The following is a 16,475-nucleotide window of genomic DNA, read 5'->3' on the forward strand; positions in this document are numbered from 1 at the left end:
GCTCAGACGCGACGCAGCACCACGCTGCCGGCGGAGTAGCCGGCCCCAAAGGCGCACAGCACGCCGATGTCTCCTGGAACCAGGTCCTCGTGATACTTGTGGAAAGCGATGACCGAACCGGCCGAGCTGGTGTTGGCGTACTCGTCGAGGATCACCGGGGCTTCGACGGCCGAGGGCTCGCGACCGAGTACGCGCTTTGAGATGAGCTGGTTCATGCCCAGGTTGGCCTGGTGCAGCCAGAAGCGCTTGACCGCATCCGGCGCCACGCCCAGATCGCCGAGATGCGCCAGGATCAGCTCCGACACCATCGGCACCACTTCCTTGAACACCTTGCGCCCTTCCTGGTGGAACAGCACATCGTCCCAGGGCCGAGGCGGCTGCTCGGCCACGTTGAGGAAGCCGAAGTTGTTGCGGATGTTGCTGGAGAACTGCGTCTGCAGGCGCGTGCCGAGCACTTCGAAGCGACGTGACGATGTCGCGCGCTCCATCGGTTCCACCACCATCGCGGTGGCGGCGTCGCCGAAAATGAAGTGGCAGTCGCGATTGCGGAAATTGAGATGGCCAGAGCAGATCTCCGGACTGATCACCAGCGCGCAGCGCGCACTGCCCTGACGCACTGCATCCACCGCAGCCTGCACGCCGAATGCGGCCGAAGCACAGGCGACATTGATGTCGTACCCATAGCCGCCGGCGCCGAGAAAGCTCTGGATCTCCACCGCCATCGCAGGGTATGGCCGCTGCATGTTGGAGCAGGCCACCAGCACGCAATCGACATCGGACGCGCTGCGACCGGCGCGCTCCAGCGCCTGGCGCGCGGCCACGATGCCCATCTCGGCCAGGATCGAGGGCTGATCGTCCGGCCGCGTCTCCAGGCGCGGTCGCATGTGATTGACGTCCAGGATGCCGGACTTGTTCATCACGTGGCGCGAGTGAATGCCCGAAGCCTTGACGATGAACTCCGAGGAAGACGGAGCCAGCGCCACAGCGCTGCCCGATTCGATCGCCGCTGCGTTGTCGACGTTGAACTGCTCGACATAGGCGTTGAAGCAGGCGACCAGTTCGTCGTTGGATACGGACTCCGGCGGCGTGAACAGCCCGGTGCCGCTGATGCAGACGTTCTTCATGGAAGGTTCCGGCAGGAAGGCCGCCATTGTAGGACGAGCCAGGGCGGGGCGACGGCGTACCGGGCGACGGAGCCACCCGCCGTCGACTGGTCTGCTCGAAAGCCATGACGGTCTGGCGCCGCCCGAGCGAAGCGCGCGGTCACGCCAGCAGTTGCGGATCGCGGTCCCAGTTGGCGACGCGCAGCGCTTCTTCCAGGGCCAGGCCGGGCGCGCGCTCGTACCCGATGCTCATATGCGAGCCCTGGTACCAGCGGCATTCGGTCTCCCAGTGCTGCGCCAGCAGCAGCGGCTGCGCCACCGGCACCACGCGGTCCGCGGTGGCCGCCACCACGAACCGACGATCACGTGGCAGCAGGGTCGGCCGGCTCAGCGGCGATACCGGCTTGAGCACTTCGCGATAGCGCGCTTCGGTCAGACCCCGCGCTTCGAAGTAGCGCCGATGCGGCGGCGGAATCACGCCCCACAGGGTGGCGGCGAAATCCATCACCGGAATGTTGGCCACGCCGAAATCGATGCCGCTTTCGTAGCCGGTGAGCAGGCCGGTGTTGTAGCCGCCCAGGCTGACCCCGTACAGGCCGATCTGCGGACGATCTTCATTCTCGCGCAGCCAGGCCAGCCAGCGACGCAGATCCCACAGCGCCTGCGACTGCGCGAACAGCAGGTCCAGCAAGTCGCCATCCAGATAGTGATCGCCGGAACGCCGGCCGATGCGCCGCTGCCCGTGCAGCGGCAGTACCGGCATCAGCACGTTGAGGCCCAGGCGCCGGTGCAGCGCATCGGGCCGGAACAGACGGAAATCCAGCCACGGCATGCCCATGCGATAGCCGTGGATGCAGATCAGCCACGGACGCGACGGACCGGGGTGGCGCAGCATCCACGCCGCCGCGCGCCGGTTGGCATAGTGCGCCCCCCACTCGGTGGCGCCGGGCAGTGCGAGGTCGACCACATGCTCGCTGTCGAACGAGACCTGTTCGAAATCGATGCCTTGCGAACGTGCGGGCTCGGCGCGCACATCCTGCGGTGCGGCGGGCGTGGCATGAAAGGTTTCGGGCCGGTCCAGCCAGCCGCGCTGCTGCATGATCTCCGCCAGTTGCAACGACTGGTCGCACATGCGCGAGGCCATATCGCCGCTGGGAACGCGCGCGGAAATCAGGAAGTAGCCCAGGATCGCCTCGTCGAAGCCGACCTTGGCCTGCATGCGCAGGTCGTCGTCAGGCTCCGGCACCTCGGTCGGAGTCAGGCGCTTGGTCAGGCTGATGCGGCCGGCCACCATGAAGCTGGCCACCAGACCGGCCACGAACAGTACGAACTCGCTGAAGCCGGTCAGCATCCACACCGGCAGCGCGGTCAGTGCGGCCACCGTGGAGGCCAGCGCCATGTAGGCCGTCACCCGCGGATCGCCGGGCAACAGCAGCATCGCCAGACCCGAAGCCACCCACAGCAGGCCGGGCACACCGGCGAATAGGGCGCCGAGGATGCCGTCGACCAGACTCAGCGCGTAGAGGCCGACCAGCGTCGGCAGCAGCCCCCACCATTCCCACTGTCGGGGTAGCAGCAGCGGTCTCGGATTCATGCGTGCTCAGGCCGTGAAAAGATTGTAGAGAAACATCGAACCCAGCCCCATGCCCAGCACCGCCACGCCCTGCGCCCACCAGCGCCAGGCGCGATCGCGCAACAGGGTCCAGAACGCCAGCCCCATCAGCGTCGCCAGCACGCCGAAGGTGACCGTAGCGGTGACCAGGGTCGGCATCTCGGCGCCGACACGGCTGGACAGCTGGGTGTGGAAGCCGTACATCAGGCACACCACCGCCAGCACCATCGCCAGCGTGGTGGTCAGTGCGAACAGCGCAGCTTCCAGGATCAGCAGGTATCTCACGGATTTATCGTCGCCCTCGGCGCGCAAGTTTGAGGAGTGGAACCACCTCGGCCAGCACCTTGGGTTGCATCGCCGCGGCCTTGACCATGAGCTTGAGGAAACCGCGCATCAGTGCATCGCGGCTGGCGAACACGCTTTCCACCATCGGCACACGCCGATGGTCGATGACCGTGACGCGGTCCTCCGGCGCCTCGCCGAAGCGAAAGCTGACCGTGAGATCCACGTCCAGCGGCTCGCCGCGACGTGCCGCCCTGTTTGTGCTTCCCGATCGTCCCGATACCATCGCGATCCCCCTGCTGAGGAGCCTGCTGTGGAAACCACCGCACCGTCCACCGAACGCCTAGTCTGCTTTGCCCACGGCAAGGAAAGCGGGCCGTGGGGCATCAAGATTACGCGTCTGGCGGAGGTCGCTCGTGCCCGCCGGTTCGAGGTGATGAGCCCGGATTATAGTGGGACACAGAATCCGCACGAGCGCGTACAGCAGTTACTCGCGCTGGCACCCCGTGCCGCCTCGCTGGTGCTGGTGGGTTCCAGCATGGGAGGTTACGTTTCTGCCATGGCCTGTGCGGCGCTCAAGCCCGCTGCGCTGTTCCTGATGGCACCCGCCCTGTATTTCCCCGGCTGGGAGGAGGAACCTCAGGGGATGCCGGCGCGTACCGGCGTGGTCCACGGCTGGGACGACGACATCGTGCCGGTGCAACGCGCGCAGCGCTTTGCAGAGCTGCACCGTGCGGAGTTGCACCTGCTGCATTCCGGTCACACACTCAACGATCAGTTGCCGCTGCTGTGCCGGCTGTTCGACCGCATGCTGGAACAGGTGCTGGCCTATCCGAACGACGACACCGCTGGCCGATAAGCGGCAATGAACTCCGCCGGCTGGCGTCGCGGCCGGCCACTGAGCATGTCGACGCAGATCCAGTGCGTGCGGCCGCGCAAGACCGTCTTGCCGTCCTGCGCACGCAGGATCTGATAGGCCCGCCACATGTCGACCTTGCCCGAGTTCTCGGCAATCCAGGTCGCGACATGCAGCAGGTCACCCGCGTGGGTGGCGGCCAGATAGTCCAGTTCGTGGCGACGCGCGACGCAGCCGGCGCCGATGCGCCGGTACTCAGCCATGCCGAAGCCCAGAGACACCGAATGCGCCCAGGCCACATCCTGCAACCAGCTCAGGTAAACCACGTTGTTGGTGTGCCCGAACTCGTCCAGGTGTCCTTCGCTTACCGTGATGGTCTGCACGAAGGGCGCGGGGACATCCCAGATGAGCGGTGGCGAAGAGGTCATCGGCAATCGTAGTCGGAGTGGCCGAAAACTGTGCCACGGCGAAAACTGTGCCACGGATCGACCGCGCGTACATGAGCGCAGCAGCAAGCGGCGGACCGATCGCGAATCGATCGGCCGATGCACCGGTCATCGAGTCGCGCCGTCAGCGATCGCGAGATCCGGGTTGGGGCCTTTGGGCCCGCTCATGAACCTCGCACTGCATTGAACCCCGCCCCGTGCTGGCGTTACAATTTCAATCCGTACCGAATTGGTCTTGATTGTCACCCTCATGTTCAAGCTTGGAAAACTCACCGACTACGGCACCGTCCTGATGACGGCGCTGGCGCTGGACGCCGGTCGCGTGCAGACCTCGCAAGAGCTGGCCGCGTCCACCCGCTTGGCGCCGCCCACCGTGGCCAAGCTGCTCAAGTTGCTCGGCAAGGCCGGACTGGTGGAATCGACCCGTGGCGCGCATGGCGGCTATCGGCTGGCGCGTGAACCCGCGCGCATTACGGTCGCCGACATCGTCGCGGCACTGGAAGGACCGATCGCACTCACCCAGTGTTCGGTACATCAGGGCGGCTGCGGCATCGAGTCGCATTGCGGCGTGCGTGCCAACTGGCGTGTCATCAACGACGCCATTCGCAGCGCGCTGGATGCGGTGACCCTGGCGCAGATGTGTCTGCCCTTGCGCAAGACGCCGGTCGCCGTGCGCGATCGCGACATCCCCATCATTCGTTTCTCGCCGCCGCCTCCGGCGCGCGGTTGAACCACAGGCCACCCTCATGGCAGCCCCGAATCAAATCGCTGGTCAAACTGTTGGCGAAAGCGTTCAAGACTTGGTGACCCGGCGTACGGCGCAGGCCTACTCCGCCGGTTTCATCACCGATATCGAATCCGACACCGACGCCCCCGGACTGTCCGAGGACGTGGTGCGCCTGATCTCCGCGCGCAAAGACGAGCCCGAGTGGCTGCTGGAGTTCCGCCTCAAGGCCTATCGTCGCTGGCTGAAGATGAGCGAGCCGCAGTGGGCGCAGGTGGACTATCCGCGTATCGACTACCAGTCGATCAGCTATTTCTCGACGCCCAAGTCGATGAAGAACCGGCCCAAGTCGCTGGCTGAAGTGGACCCCAAGCTGCTGGAGACTTACACCAAGCTCGGCATCCCCCTGCACGAGCAGGAACTGCTGGCGGGCGTCGAAAAGCCGCAGGTGGCGATCGACGTGGTGTTCGACTCGGTGTCGGTGGGGACCACCTTCCGCAAGAAGCTGGCCGAAGCCGGCGTGATCTTCTGCTCGATTTCGGAAGCGGTGAAGGAGCATCCGGAGCTGGTGCAAAAGTATCTGGGCACCGTGGTGCCGTTCGGCGACAACTTCTACGCTGCGCTCAACTCCGCGGTGTTCACCGACGGCAGCTTCGTGTTCATCCCCAGGGGCGTGCGCTGCCCGATGGAGCTGAGCACTTACTTTCGCATCAACGAACGCAACACCGGGCAGTTCGAGCGTACCCTGATCGTGGCCGAGGAACGTAGCCACGTGAGCTACCTGGAAGGCTGCACCGCCCCGCAGCGCGACGAGAACCAGCTCCACGCCGCGGTGGTGGAACTGGTGGCGCTGGACGATGCCGAGATCAAGTACTCGACGGTGCAGAACTGGTATCCCGGCGACGAGAACGGCAAGGGCGGCATCTACAACTTCGTGACCAAGCGCGGCGACTGCCGTGGCGTGCGCTCCAAAATCTCGTGGACTCAGGTCGAGACCGGTTCGGCCATCACCTGGAAGTATCCGAGCTGCATCCTGCGTGGCGACGACTCGGTCGGCGAGTTCTACAGCGTGGCCCTGACCCACCACCGCCAGCAGGCCGACACCGGCACCAAGATGATTCATGTCGGCAAGAACACTAGGTCCACCATCGTCAGCAAGGGCATCGCCGCCGGTCACGGCCAACAGAGCTATCGCGGACTGGTGCGCATGCTGGCCTCGGCGGAGGGCGCGCGCAATCACACCCAGTGCGATTCGCTGCTGATCGGCGATCGCTGCGGCGCGCACACCTTCCCCTACACCGAAGTGCGCAACCCCAGCGCCATCGTCGAGCACGAAGCCACCACTTCCAAGATCGGCGAGGACCAGCTGTTCTACTGCCGCACCCGCGGCATCGGCGAAGAGGACGCGGTTTCCATGATCGTCAACGGCTTCTGCAAGCAGGTGTTCAAGGAACTGCCGATGGAGTTCGCGGTGGAAGCCCAGAAGCTGCTGGCGGTCTCGCTCGAAGGTGCGGTGGGGTGAGCACCGGTTTCCGCAGGAAAGCAAACGCCCGTGCGTTTCGCACGGGCCGGGATCAGCCGAACGAATCGTCCAACCGTTAATTCTTTAGCCGCTTTGTGGAAGCAACTCATGCTTGAAATCGAAAACCTGCACGCCCGTGTCGAAGGCAAGGACATCCTCAAGGGCATCAGCCTGGCGATCGAGCCTGGCGAGGTGCACGCCATCATGGGCCCCAACGGGTCGGGCAAATCGACACTGTCGTATGTGCTCGCCGGCCGCGAGGGTTACCGGATCACGCAAGGATCCGTGCGCTTCATGGGCCAGGACCTGCTGGAACTGGAGGCCGATGCGCGCGCGGCGCTGGGCCTGTTCCTGGGCTTCCAGTACCCGGTGGAGATTCCCGGCGTCAGCAACCTGTATTTCCTGAAGGCGGCCTACAACGCGCAACGCAAGCTGCGCAATGAAGCCGAGCTCGACGCCGCCGGCTTTCTCGCCTACGTCAAGCAGCGGGTCAAGCAGATGCAGATGGACGTCAAGATGCTGCACCGCGGCGTCAACGAGGGCTTTTCCGGCGGCGAGAAGAAGCGCAACGAGATCCTGCAGATGCTGGTGCTCAACCCGCGTCTGATGATCCTGGACGAGACCGACTCCGGTCTGGACATCGACGCGCTCAAGATCGTCGCGGATGGCATCAACGCCATGCGCTCGGCCGAAACCGCGACCCTGCTGGTCACCCATTACCAGCGCCTGCTCGACCACGTGCAGCCCGACCGGGTCCACGTGCTGGCGGACGGCCGCATCGTGAAATCCGGAGGCCCGGAACTGGCGCGCGAGCTCGAAGAAAAGGGCTACGGCTGGCTGCAGGCAGCCTGATGCAGACCTTGCAAACCTACGCGGACGCTTACCTGCGTCTGCCGGCACCGGCACAGACTGCCGCGCGCCATGCCGCACTGGATCGCCTGCTGAGCCTGGGCCTGCCCACGCGCGCCGAAGAAGACTGGAAGTACACCGACCTGTCGTCGCTGCATCAGCTCGATCCGCTTGCCGGCGCCGCGCCGATGCAGGCCACCACCCTGCCCGCGCGGTCCGACGGCGACGGCGTGGACGCGCTCAACGCGGCGTTCGCCTGCGGCGGACTGGACTTGCGCATCGGTCGCGACCACGAACACGGCAAGATCGTGCATGCCGTCGGCGCCGGCCACCGGCGGCATCGGATCCGGGTCGAGACGGGCGCCAGCGCTCTCATCCGCGTGGAGACCGACCCCGCAGCCGCGTTCCAGACCGTCGTGCTGGAACTGGACCTTGCGCCCGGCGCCAGCGCGCAGCTGTTACGGCTGCAGCAGTGCCGCCCCGAGGATCACCGCATCACGCGCATCCACGCTCGGGTGGCACGCGACGCGCAACTGGACATCGCCACCCTGGACCTGGGCGGCAGGCTCAGCCGCCACGACGTTCGCGTCGACCTCGCCGAAGCCGGCGCACAGGCCACCGTGCGCGGTCTGTTCTGCATCGATGGCCAGGGGCATGTGGACAACTACACCCGCATCGATCACCACGCTGTGCATGGAACCAGTCGCGAGCTCTATCGCGGTCTGGCGTCCGACCGCGGACGGGGCATCTTCCGCGGCGCGGTGGTGGTACATCCGGGCGCGCAGAAGACCGACTCCGAACAGCGCGTCGCCAGCCTGCTGCTGTCGCCCGGCGCTGAGATCGACGCCAAGCCCGAACTGGAGATCTACGCCGACGACGTCAAGTGCGCCCACGGCAACAGTTTCGGCCAGCTCGATCCAGCGGCGCTGTTTTACCTGCAGACCCGCGGCCTGCCGGTGGACCAGGCACGCGCGCTGCTGACCCTGGCGTTTGCGTTGGAACCGCTGCGCCAGATTCCCCATGCCGGCTTTCGCGACGAGGCGGTCCGGCGCGTCGCGAGCTATCTCGGGGCCACGGAAGTCGGCGAACAGGAAACCGCATCTGCCACTGAGGAACACGGATGAACACGGTAACTCTGAACTCCGGGCCGATGTTGTCCGTCATGGTCCATGCTCGTCCGTGACATCCGTGGCCAACCATTGTTCGTCCTGAGCCCATGAGCGAAACCAGCAATGCCGTCCTGAACCTGCCCGCGCTGCGTGCGCAGTTTCCCATCCTGGCCGAGCGCATCCACGGCCAGCGCCTGGCCTACCTGGACAATGCGGCCACCACGCAAAAGCCGGAAGCCGTGCTGCGCGCGCTGGACAACTATTACCGGCACGCCAACAGCAATGTGCATCGCGCGGTGCACGAGCTGGCAGCGCGCGCCACCACGCAGTACGAGGCGGCGCGGGATCGCATCGCCGCCTTTCTAAAGGTGGCCCGCGAAGAGATCGTGTTCACTCGCGGCACCACCGAAAGCATCAACCTGGTCGCGCGCAGTTTCCTGCAGCCGCGACTGCAGCCGGGCGACGAAGTGCTGCTCACCGGCATGGAGCATCACTCCAATATCGTGCCCTGGCAGTTGGCGGGCGCCAGGACGGTGGCTGCGCGCATCACCGACGACGGCGAAGTCGATCTGGAAGACTGGCACCGCAAGCTCGGTCCGCGCACGCGGCTGGTGGCGGTGGTGCAGGTTTCCAATTCGCTGGGCACCATCAACCCGGTGGCGCAGATGATCCGTGCGGCCCGCGAGCGCGGCATTCCGGTCCTGGTGGACGGCGCCCAGGCCGTAGCCCACCTGCCGCTGGATCTTCGCGAGCTGGACGCCGATTTCTATGCCTGCTCGGCACACAAGGCCTATGGCCCCACCGGCTTCGGCGTGTTGTATGCCAAGCGCGAACATCTGGAAGCGATGCCTCCCTGGCACGGCGGCGGCGACATGATCCGTACCGTAGCCTTCGACGGCAGCACCTGGAACGAGGTGCCGTACAAGTTCGAGGCCGGCACGCCGGACATGGCAGGCGCCATCGGCTGCGCCGCGGCGCTGGAATGGATCGAAGCGCAGGGTTGGACGGCGATCCACGCGCACGAGCAGGGTCTGCTGGATTACGCCACCCCGCGTCTGGCGGAGATTCCCGGCCTGCGCCTGATCGGTACCTCCGCACACAAGGTCGGCGTGCTGTCGTTCGTCATGGAAGGCGCCCACGCGCACGACCTCGGCAGCATCCTGGACCAGCACGGCGTGGCGGTGCGCACCGGCCACCATTGCACGATGCCGCTGATGGAGCGCTTCGGCGTGGCCGCGACCGCGCGCGCCTCGCTGGCCGTCTACAACGATCGCCAGGACATCGACCAGCTGGTGCAGGCCCTGCACAAGGCTCGCCGCTTGCTTGCCTGATGCGGTCGACCCGCGACGCGTTACCATCCGCGGGGGTTATGGGGAACAGACCGATTCGATGACTCGAAGCGCGCCAGTGGAGGCCGCCATTGCGGAAGGGCCGCGTCTGCGCGCCACGCAGGGTCTGCAGTTCAAGCTGGCAACCGTATTCGTACTGGTGCTGGTGGTGGTCGCACTGGCCGCCTATCTGGCGGGTCGTGTGCTGGTTCAGAGCCGCTTGGTGGAGGACACCGCCCGCTACCAGCGCGAAAGCGGTCTGCGTCTGGTGGAAGACCTTGAGCACCGCCTGCAACTGTCGCAGGTGCTGGCAGGCAACCTGGCGGTACTGGCGCTGTCCGGTGCGCCTGCGACCTGGGTCGAGCGGGTCCCGGCGCTGGTGGCCAACAGCGGTCTGGACGCTGCGCTGGCGGGTATCGGCTGGTGGCCGGAGCCCCGGAGCAACAATGCCTCGGCACGCGCCAGCCGCTTCTGGCTCGCCGACGGCGTCGGCGCACTGCAGGCGCGCGACGATTACAACGATCCGCGGGTGATCGCCTACTGGCAGGAGCCCTGGTACACCCCGGCGCGCTATGCCCAGGCCGGCGAATGCCACTGGACTCCGGTGCGGGAAGAGTCGCTGTCGCGCCGCCCGGTCGCCGGCTGCACCCTGCCGGTGCGCAGCGCCGAGGGTTACGTCGGGGCCGTCACCGTACTGCTGGACCTGCGCAGCCTGGAGCAGAGCCTGGCTCGCGCCGCGCAGGGACAAAGCGGTTACGCCCTGCTGGTGGATCGCGACAACCGCCTGATGGCGCTGACGGGAGTTGCCGCCAACACACTGCAGGGCGAGCAGCGACCGCAGAACCTGGCCGAACTGGCGCAACGCCTGCCCGCCTTCAACCCACTGGCGTTGGATATGCACCGCCGCGACGAGGCGTTTCTGTCCCGCGCGGTGGCATCGCCGCTGTACGCCGCCACCACCGTGTCCTCCTTGCAGCAGGCGACGCGAGAGGGCTCGCGTCAGGATGCGGAATCCGCACTGGCGCTGATCTGGAACAGCGCTGCCGCCCGCGACACCGAGCCGAGCGCCGTCACCGAACTGGCGCTGCAACCCGATCCCCTGTTGAACCAGAACGGCGCGGCCGCGGTATTCGAACTGGTCCGGCCGCACTGGAAGCTGATCCGCGTCACCCCTGCGCGCGAGGGCATGGCCGGGGCGCAGTATTTCTTCGTGCAGACCCTGCTGGTGGTGCTCGGCCTGCTCAGCGTGGCCCTGCTGCTGATCTTCGCCGGCATTCGCCTGTGGGTGCTGCGGCCGCTGGCGAAAATGGCTGATGCCCTGTCCGACGGCCGCTCGGCCGATCAATCACTGCATGTGGCACTGGATGCCTCGGCACCCAGCGAACTGGGCGTGATCGGACACTGGTACAACGAACGGGTGCGGCAGTTGCGCGAAGCCATGGACCGCGTGATGTCGCAGCAAAGCCAGTTGATCGTCGAGGCCGGCGAACGCGGACGCGCCGATGAGCAAGCCCTGCGCCTGCGCGAGCGCAGTCACGCCCTGATGAGCACGGTGCATGACGCGGTGGTGGTAGTGGACGCCCGCGCACAGGTGGAGGACATGAACGCCGCCGCCGAGCGCCTCACCGGCGTGCTGCTACGCAATGCCCTGGGGCGGCCCTGTAGTGAGATTCTGAAACTGCGGCTGGCCAATCAGGCCGGGGCCGCACCGGATTTTGCAGGCGGCGTAGTGGCGTCCAGCGAACGCATTGAACACAGCGACGGCCTGTTCCTGTATTCCGATCATCGCAGCGAGCGCGAGGTGCACCTGAGCGGCGTGCCGCTGCGCGGTCCGGGTGGACGCGCGCTCGGTGCCGCGCTGATCTTCCGGCCGCGCGAAGCGCCTGCCAGCGCGCCCAAGCTGGTGATCGACCGGCGCAGCGTGGACACGGTCACCGGCCTGCCCACGCGCGCGGCCTGCGACCGCCGTCTGCGTGCCCTGATGGACAGCACCCGACTGCAGCCGCAGCCGCATGCGCTGCTGGTGGTCGACATCGACCGCCTGCGCCACATCAACGAAACCCTGGGACAGCCGGCCGGCGACGAGGCACTGGTCGGTATCGCCGAATCCCTGGTCGCTACCGTGCCCGCGGCCGAGGTATTCCGGCTGGGGGGCGACAGCTTTGCGATGCTGGTCGAACAGACCGGGATGGAGGATGCGCGCCGTATCGGACGACAGGTAGTGGAAGCGGTCGCGGCACGTCGTTTCCGCTGGGCCGAAAAGGCACTGTCGATCACGATCAGTGCGGGCGTGCTGGTGTTCGATTCCGATAACGGGCACCCGATGGACCTGCTGCGACGGGCGCAGGACGCCTGCGCCGCCGCCAAGGCTGCGGGTCGCAATACCAGCAAGCTGTACGACGCCTCCATGGGCTCGCAGGAGTCACTGGCAGACGAGGGCCTGTGGGTCCGCCGCATCCGCGCCGGCATGGATCAGGGGCTGCTGCACCTGACCACGCAGCCAGTGCAGCCGGCCGACATGCACCTGCGCGAAGGCGCGGTGTTTGAAGTCTCCCTGGCGCTGGAGGACGAAGAAGGCTTCTGGGCCGAGCCGGAAACCTTTCTGCCGGTAGCTGAACGCAACGGCATGGCCGCCGAGGTGGAACGCTGGGCCCTGCGCCAGACCATCGAGCACCTGGCGCGCAGCCCCGCGGTGATGGAGCGCATGGCCTTCTGCAGTCTGTCGCTGTCGCCGCAGACTGTGGCCGAAGGCGCCACCCTGGAATTGCTGGCCCAGTTGTTCCAGCAGCATCCGCAGGTACCGCCCCGGCAGCTCTGCCTGAACCTGCGTGAATCCGTGCTCAGTGAAGTTCCCGCGGCGGCACAGGCGTTCGGCGAGGCCATGCGCTCGCTGGGCTGTCGCGTTTCCATGGATCATTTTGCGGTCCGCGGCGCGGCCGAAGTGGACCTGCTGCGACGCCTGCCGGCCGATTATCTGCGCTTTGATGCGCGCCACTTCATCGATGTCGGCGGCGACGCCGTCGACCAGATTCTCGCCGATGCGCTGGTGCGCCTGGCCCGCACCCTGCAGCGGCGGGTGATGGTGGTCGAAATCGGCAGTGAACAAGTGCGCGACGCCTGGAAACGTCTGGGCGCCGATTACCTTCAAGGCCTGGCCCTGGCGCGGCCCTCCCCCGTGGTGTTTTCGGCCAGTACCTAGCCTTCCCGCCGCGATGTGATTCAGCGCGCCGTCGCCATCCGGGCCATGCCCACCAAGGCCGGCTGCGGATGCAGAATCTGGTACACGGGCACCGCGCCGAGGTCGGCAGTGAAAGGGGCCTTGTCCTCGAAACTGCGACGAAATGCCTGCATGTCCAGCACACCGCTAAGTCCGGCGATGACGCCCCCGGTGAGATACACCCCGCCCCAGGCGCCGAAATTCAGCACCAAGTTGCCGATCACCCGCCCGAGCCAGCTTGAGAACACCGCCAGCGTCTTATTGGCCGCGGTTTCGTGGCCGTCCAGCCGTTTCAGCAAGGTCTCGTAGTCCGGGCAGGGCACACCGGAAACCGCTTCATATAGCCTCAGCAGGCCGGGGCCGGATAGCACCTGTTCCACCGCCAGACGGCCCAGCGGCGCCATGCGGTTCAACCATTGACGCTCCTCGGCCGAAACCGCTGCCAGATCCACGTGACCCGCTTCGGTCTCGATGACACCGCCCTCCACTGGCAGCGCCGCCGCGCCGAAGCCGGTTCCCACGCCGACCACTAGACGAAGATCGCTCAGGTGATCACGCTCGGGGCCGAAGGCAACGCGCTCGGCAGGCCCGAGCAAGGGCAGTGCTGCCGCAACCGCGGCCAGATCGTTGGCCAGCCACACGCCGCCTGAGGTCAGCGAGGCCAGCGATTCGCGCTCCACATTGAGTTGCGTGTTGGTGAGCGACACCCAGCTCCGCCCGGGCAGGCGGCGCACACGCCCGGCCGCTGCCACCGCAATCCCGGCCGGACGCTCGCAACCAATGGCGTCCAGATACGTGCGCAAGGCGACCGTAAAATCGCCACGCGGGGTGGAGATCACCTGCAGATGTTCCAACCGCACGCCCGACGGCGTCGCAACCGCTATCGCCAGTCGGCATTGCGTGCCGCCGACATCGGCGACGGCGATACGCGGATCGGGCGCGACGTTGCCTCGCAAGGCTGCTTCGGCGGCCGTAGCGCTAGGTTCTGCGGTCATCGGGGCATCGACAAGTTTCACTCGGCGGGTGTCTCCAGCTGTGTTGAGGCAAGGTTCGAGACCTTGTATTGCCAGGGGTTCCACGGCGGTGCAGCCGCACGCCCGTATACTGCACACATGACTGAAAAGAAGAAAAAAGGCGGCGCAGACGACAAGCCGGAACCCAGACTGATTGCGCAGAACAAGCGCGCGCGCCACGAGTATTTCATTGAAGCCAGCTACGAGGCCGGCATCGCGCTGCTGGGTTGGGAAGTCAAAAGCCTGCGCGCCGGCCGCGCCCAGATCACAGAAGCCTACGTGGTACTCAGAAACCGGGAAGCGTTCCTGATCGGTGCGCATTTTACCGCGCTCAAGCAGGCCTCGACGCACGTTGTCCCAGACCCGATTCGCACCCGCAAACTGCTGATGCACGAGCGCGAGTTGTCGCAGCTCATCGGCAAGGTCGAACGCGCCGGCTACACCCTGGTGCCTTTGGATATGCACTGGACGCGCGGCCTAGCCAAGGTGCAGATCGGTCTGGCCAAGGGCAAGAAACAGCACGACAAGCGTGCGGATATGAAGGATCGGGACTGGGCCCGCGAAAAAGGCCGCATCCTGCGTGGACGAGGCTGAGTGCCTCCTCCTGCCCCTTTCCAATCCCAGTCCCGGCGCCGACTCGCCAAGGCGGCTGCTCCGCGGCCGCTGGGCTCGCGTCGACCACTGGGCCCGCGAAAGGCCGCATCCTCCTCGCACGAGGCTGAGTGCCTCTTCCTGCTCCCTTCCAATCCCAGCGCCGGCTCGCCAAGGCGGCTGCTACGCAGCCGCTGGGCTCCCGCCGACCACTGGGCACGACATGCCTCGAATCAGGCGAGTTCGCCGCTGCGTAACTCATTCACAGGCTTAAACCACGGAACGATCCGGGCGCGTGGTAGTCTTACCGGCCCGGGGCTGAACTGGGCTCGACGGTGATTGGAAACCCGACGTGCATGCCGAGCTGTATGGCCGCTCGTTAAACGCCATGCAACAAAGCTAGTTGCGAACGACGCTAACTACGCCCTCGCCGCTTAATCCCGGCGAGCGGTTGCCCAGGTGGTGTTGATGCCCCTGAAGCAGCCGTCGACTCTCATCAACTAAGCTCGAAGCGCGCCCTTCGCCTAGAGTCGAAAACCCCAAGGGGATAAGCGTCAGCGATCCCTGCCTGTCGGGGAGCTGGCGATGAAAAGCAAAGACCGGCTAAGCATGTAGATCGAAGGACGGAAGGTTGTCGGACGCGGGTTCGATTCCCGCCAGCTCCACCAAATCGAAGTGGTCCTAGGCCAGCGTTGCCCACGCTGGCCTAATCTTTTTGTGCACTACCAAATCCACCTTCCCGACACCTTCGGGCATCGTCCGGTCCGTTTGCACACGGTTGAAGCAGCCGCAGGCCATAGGGTCGTCGGCGCGATAAAGTCCTGGCACGACCACCCGGCCGGAGATGTATCCCTATGAAGACTTCCGTACTCGCGGCGCTGATCATGACCGTTGAGACCGCCACCATCACCGCTGCGCAGGCTCAATCGGTTCGGCTGGACGGCCAGATCGTCAAGACGGGAATGATGATCGAGGGCGTGCTCGCCGCTGCCGGTCACCCGACGTCGACATCGTCGTTGGTCAACGAATTCGGCGGGCCCGAAGGCCAAGTGCTGTTCTACCGGTTCGACGGCTACAACAAGCGCACGGTGGTGATCCAGGCCAATGCCTTTGGCGAGGTGGTGCGGATCGAGGAATGCCTGGGACAGAAAGCCGATGGCTGTCGCTGAGAGGTCGAGTTCGAACAAGGCAGGACGCCGATTCGGCGTTCCGTCACGCCACTGTCGGTTCAACGCGGCCATCGCCAGCCGCCCCTGACAGATCGAGTTCATCAGGAAGCCTGTCCTGATGAGTTGATCAGGGGGCCTGTCCTGATGGACGTACAACGTCAGACCCGGACCAGGGGGTCGTCCGCTGGAAATGAGCACTGAATCCTTTGTTCGCGCTTGGCTGGATACGTACACCCGGGGCGACCTCGATCAGGCCCTGGCCTGTTATACCGACGACGTCGTATTCGAGGATCCGATCTTCGGCGAGCGCATCGCGGGGCGTGCCCACTTGCGCACGGCATTCGCGCAGTTCTTCTTCACCGGCGTGACCCGGCTTGCGTTCCATCTCTGGACCGGCGACGCCCATGGCGGCGCCGTGGAATGGTTCTGGACGGCCACCTGGGGTCCGAACCGCAGCTTTCTTGGCGTCGACTGCTCGAATCGTTGTTTCACCACCCGCGGCGTGAGCGTGCTCGCCTTGCGCGATCAACTCATCTATCGCCAGACCGACTACTGGGATGCCCGCACGCCCCTGCGGGATCTGGGCGCGCTGGCATGAGCTTGTAGCGGACCCGATGAAGTCAGCGCGCAGGCCGGGCGATGCTCCGAAATCTT

General features: G+C 65.9%; 16 protein-coding genes and 1 other RNA gene. 11 read left to right on the top strand and 6 right to left on the bottom strand.

The window, feature by feature from the left end:
• Positions 1–2: 2 nt before the first annotated feature.
• From ACOOHP_RS11925 to ACOOHP_RS11940, 4 genes are all read right to left on the bottom strand, one after another.
• The gene (locus ACOOHP_RS11925; protein WP_420466644.1) at positions 3–1,124 is read right to left on the bottom strand and encodes a beta-ketoacyl-ACP synthase III; all 1,122 of its coding nucleotides are present in this window, start codon (positions 1,122–1,124) and stop codon (positions 3–5) included.
• 139 nt (positions 1,125–1,263) lie between these two features.
• Positions 1,264–2,697: an alpha/beta hydrolase family protein gene (locus ACOOHP_RS11930; RefSeq protein WP_420466645.1), complete on the bottom strand. Its 1,434-nt coding sequence runs from the start codon at positions 2,695–2,697 to the stop codon at positions 1,264–1,266.
• 6 nt (positions 2,698–2,703) lie between these two features.
• Positions 2,704–3,000 (bottom strand): hypothetical protein, encoded by a 297-nt coding sequence (locus ACOOHP_RS11935; protein WP_420466646.1) that lies wholly within the window; start codon positions 2,998–3,000, stop codon positions 2,704–2,706.
• A 4-nt stretch (positions 3,001–3,004) separates the two neighbouring features.
• Complete coding sequence (locus ACOOHP_RS11940; protein WP_420466647.1) at positions 3,005–3,223, bottom strand: hypothetical protein; 219 nt, start codon at positions 3,221–3,223, stop codon at positions 3,005–3,007.
• 87 nt (positions 3,224–3,310) lie between these two features.
• Between ACOOHP_RS11940 and ACOOHP_RS11945 the strand changes: the two genes are divergently transcribed.
• A complete protein-coding gene (locus ACOOHP_RS11945) occupies positions 3,311–3,856 on the top strand; it encodes an alpha/beta fold hydrolase (protein ID WP_420466648.1) in 546 nt (181 codons plus the stop codon).
• On the opposite strand, the gene ACOOHP_RS11950 is transcribed toward ACOOHP_RS11945, so the two are convergent.
• Positions 3,826–4,281, bottom strand: a complete 456-nt coding sequence (locus tag ACOOHP_RS11950) for an acyl-CoA thioesterase (protein WP_420466649.1) — start codon at positions 4,279–4,281, stop codon at positions 3,826–3,828. The genes ACOOHP_RS11945 and ACOOHP_RS11950 overlap by 31 nt on opposite strands.
• Before the next feature lie 253 nt (positions 4,282–4,534).
• Here ACOOHP_RS11950 and ACOOHP_RS11955 point away from each other — a divergent pair, with 253 nt between their 5' ends.
• From ACOOHP_RS11955 to ACOOHP_RS11980, 6 genes are all read left to right on the top strand, one after another.
• Positions 4,535–5,029 carry an SUF system Fe-S cluster assembly regulator gene (locus ACOOHP_RS11955; protein WP_420466650.1) on the top strand — a complete coding sequence of 165 codons (495 nt, stop codon included), beginning with the start codon at positions 4,535–4,537 and terminating at the stop codon, positions 5,027–5,029.
• Between the two features lie 16 nt (positions 5,030–5,045).
• Entirely contained in the window at positions 5,046–6,545 is a 1,500-nt protein-coding gene (sufB, locus tag ACOOHP_RS11960; protein ID WP_420466651.1) for a Fe-S cluster assembly protein SufB, read from the top strand.
• A 108-nt stretch (positions 6,546–6,653) separates the two neighbouring features.
• Positions 6,654–7,397 (top strand): Fe-S cluster assembly ATPase SufC, encoded by a 744-nt coding sequence (sufC, locus tag ACOOHP_RS11965; protein ID WP_420466652.1) that lies wholly within the window; start codon positions 6,654–6,656, stop codon positions 7,395–7,397.
• Positions 7,397–8,518: a Fe-S cluster assembly protein SufD gene (gene sufD, locus ACOOHP_RS11970; RefSeq protein WP_420466653.1), complete on the top strand. Its 1,122-nt coding sequence runs from the start codon at positions 7,397–7,399 to the stop codon at positions 8,516–8,518. The genes sufC and sufD overlap by 1 nt, the downstream gene beginning before the upstream one ends.
• A gap of 92 nt (positions 8,519–8,610) precedes the next feature.
• Positions 8,611–9,834, top strand: coding sequence for an aminotransferase class V-fold PLP-dependent enzyme (locus ACOOHP_RS11975; protein ID WP_420466654.1), 1,224 nt, complete (start codon positions 8,611–8,613; stop codon positions 9,832–9,834).
• Between the two features lie 58 nt (positions 9,835–9,892).
• Positions 9,893–13,030, top strand: a complete 3,138-nt coding sequence (locus ACOOHP_RS11980) for an EAL domain-containing protein (RefSeq protein WP_420466655.1) — start codon at positions 9,893–9,895, stop codon at positions 13,028–13,030.
• Between the two features lie 20 nt (positions 13,031–13,050).
• Here the strand turns inward: ACOOHP_RS11980 and ACOOHP_RS11985 are convergent, their stop codons facing one another.
• Positions 13,051–14,043, bottom strand: coding sequence for a glucokinase (locus ACOOHP_RS11985; protein ID WP_420466656.1), 993 nt, complete (start codon positions 14,041–14,043; stop codon positions 13,051–13,053).
• A 117-nt stretch (positions 14,044–14,160) separates the two neighbouring features.
• On the opposite strand from ACOOHP_RS11985, the gene smpB reads away from it, so the two are divergent.
• The 4 genes from smpB (at position 14,161) to ACOOHP_RS12005 (ending at position 16,419) form a co-directional block, all read left to right on the top strand.
• The gene (smpB, locus tag ACOOHP_RS11990; RefSeq protein WP_420466657.1) at positions 14,161–14,655 is read left to right on the top strand and encodes an SsrA-binding protein SmpB; all 495 of its coding nucleotides are present in this window, start codon (positions 14,161–14,163) and stop codon (positions 14,653–14,655) included.
• 311 nt (positions 14,656–14,966) lie between these two features.
• Positions 14,967–15,320, top strand: a transfer-messenger RNA (tmRNA) gene (ssrA, locus tag ACOOHP_RS11995).
• Between the two features lie 186 nt (positions 15,321–15,506).
• Positions 15,507–15,821: a hypothetical protein gene (locus tag ACOOHP_RS12000; protein WP_420466658.1), complete on the top strand. Its 315-nt coding sequence runs from the start codon at positions 15,507–15,509 to the stop codon at positions 15,819–15,821.
• A gap of 190 nt (positions 15,822–16,011) precedes the next feature.
• The gene (locus tag ACOOHP_RS12005) at positions 16,012–16,419 is read left to right on the top strand and encodes a nuclear transport factor 2 family protein (protein ID WP_420466659.1); all 408 of its coding nucleotides are present in this window, start codon (positions 16,012–16,014) and stop codon (positions 16,417–16,419) included.
• Positions 16,420–16,475 lie beyond the last annotated feature (56 nt).

This window comes from Panacagrimonas sp. (assembly GCF_965216805.1).
Taxonomy (GTDB): Bacteria; Pseudomonadota; Gammaproteobacteria; order Nevskiales; family Nevskiaceae; genus Panacagrimonas.

Excerpts from the sequence above, each read along its gene's own strand:
- ACOOHP_RS11925 (WP_420466644.1), bottom strand. The coding sequence starts at position 1,124 with ATGAAGAACGTCTGCATCAGCGGCACCGGGCTGTTCACGCCGCCGGAG.
- ACOOHP_RS11930 (WP_420466645.1), bottom strand. The coding sequence starts at position 2,697 with ATGAATCCGAGACCGCTGCTGCTACCCCGACAGTGGGAATGGTGGGGG.
- ACOOHP_RS11950 (WP_420466649.1), bottom strand. The coding sequence starts at position 4,281 with ATGACCTCTTCGCCACCGCTCATCTGGGATGTCCCCGCGCCCTTCGTG.
- sufB (WP_420466651.1), top strand. The coding sequence starts at position 5,046 with ATGGCAGCCCCGAATCAAATCGCTGGTCAAACTGTTGGCGAAAGCGTT.
- sufC (WP_420466652.1), top strand. The coding sequence starts at position 6,654 with ATGCTTGAAATCGAAAACCTGCACGCCCGTGTCGAAGGCAAGGACATC.
- sufD (WP_420466653.1), top strand. The coding sequence starts at position 7,397 with ATGCAGACCTTGCAAACCTACGCGGACGCTTACCTGCGTCTGCCGGCA.
- ACOOHP_RS11975 (WP_420466654.1), top strand. The coding sequence starts at position 8,611 with ATGAGCGAAACCAGCAATGCCGTCCTGAACCTGCCCGCGCTGCGTGCG.
- ACOOHP_RS11980 (WP_420466655.1), top strand. The coding sequence starts at position 9,893 with ATGACTCGAAGCGCGCCAGTGGAGGCCGCCATTGCGGAAGGGCCGCGT.
- ACOOHP_RS11985 (WP_420466656.1), bottom strand. The coding sequence starts at position 14,043 with ATGACCGCAGAACCTAGCGCTACGGCCGCCGAAGCAGCCTTGCGAGGC.
- smpB (WP_420466657.1), top strand. The coding sequence starts at position 14,161 with ATGACTGAAAAGAAGAAAAAAGGCGGCGCAGACGACAAGCCGGAACCC.
- ACOOHP_RS12000 (WP_420466658.1), top strand. The coding sequence starts at position 15,507 with ATGAAGACTTCCGTACTCGCGGCGCTGATCATGACCGTTGAGACCGCC.
- ACOOHP_RS12005 (WP_420466659.1), top strand. The coding sequence starts at position 16,012 with ATGAGCACTGAATCCTTTGTTCGCGCTTGGCTGGATACGTACACCCGG.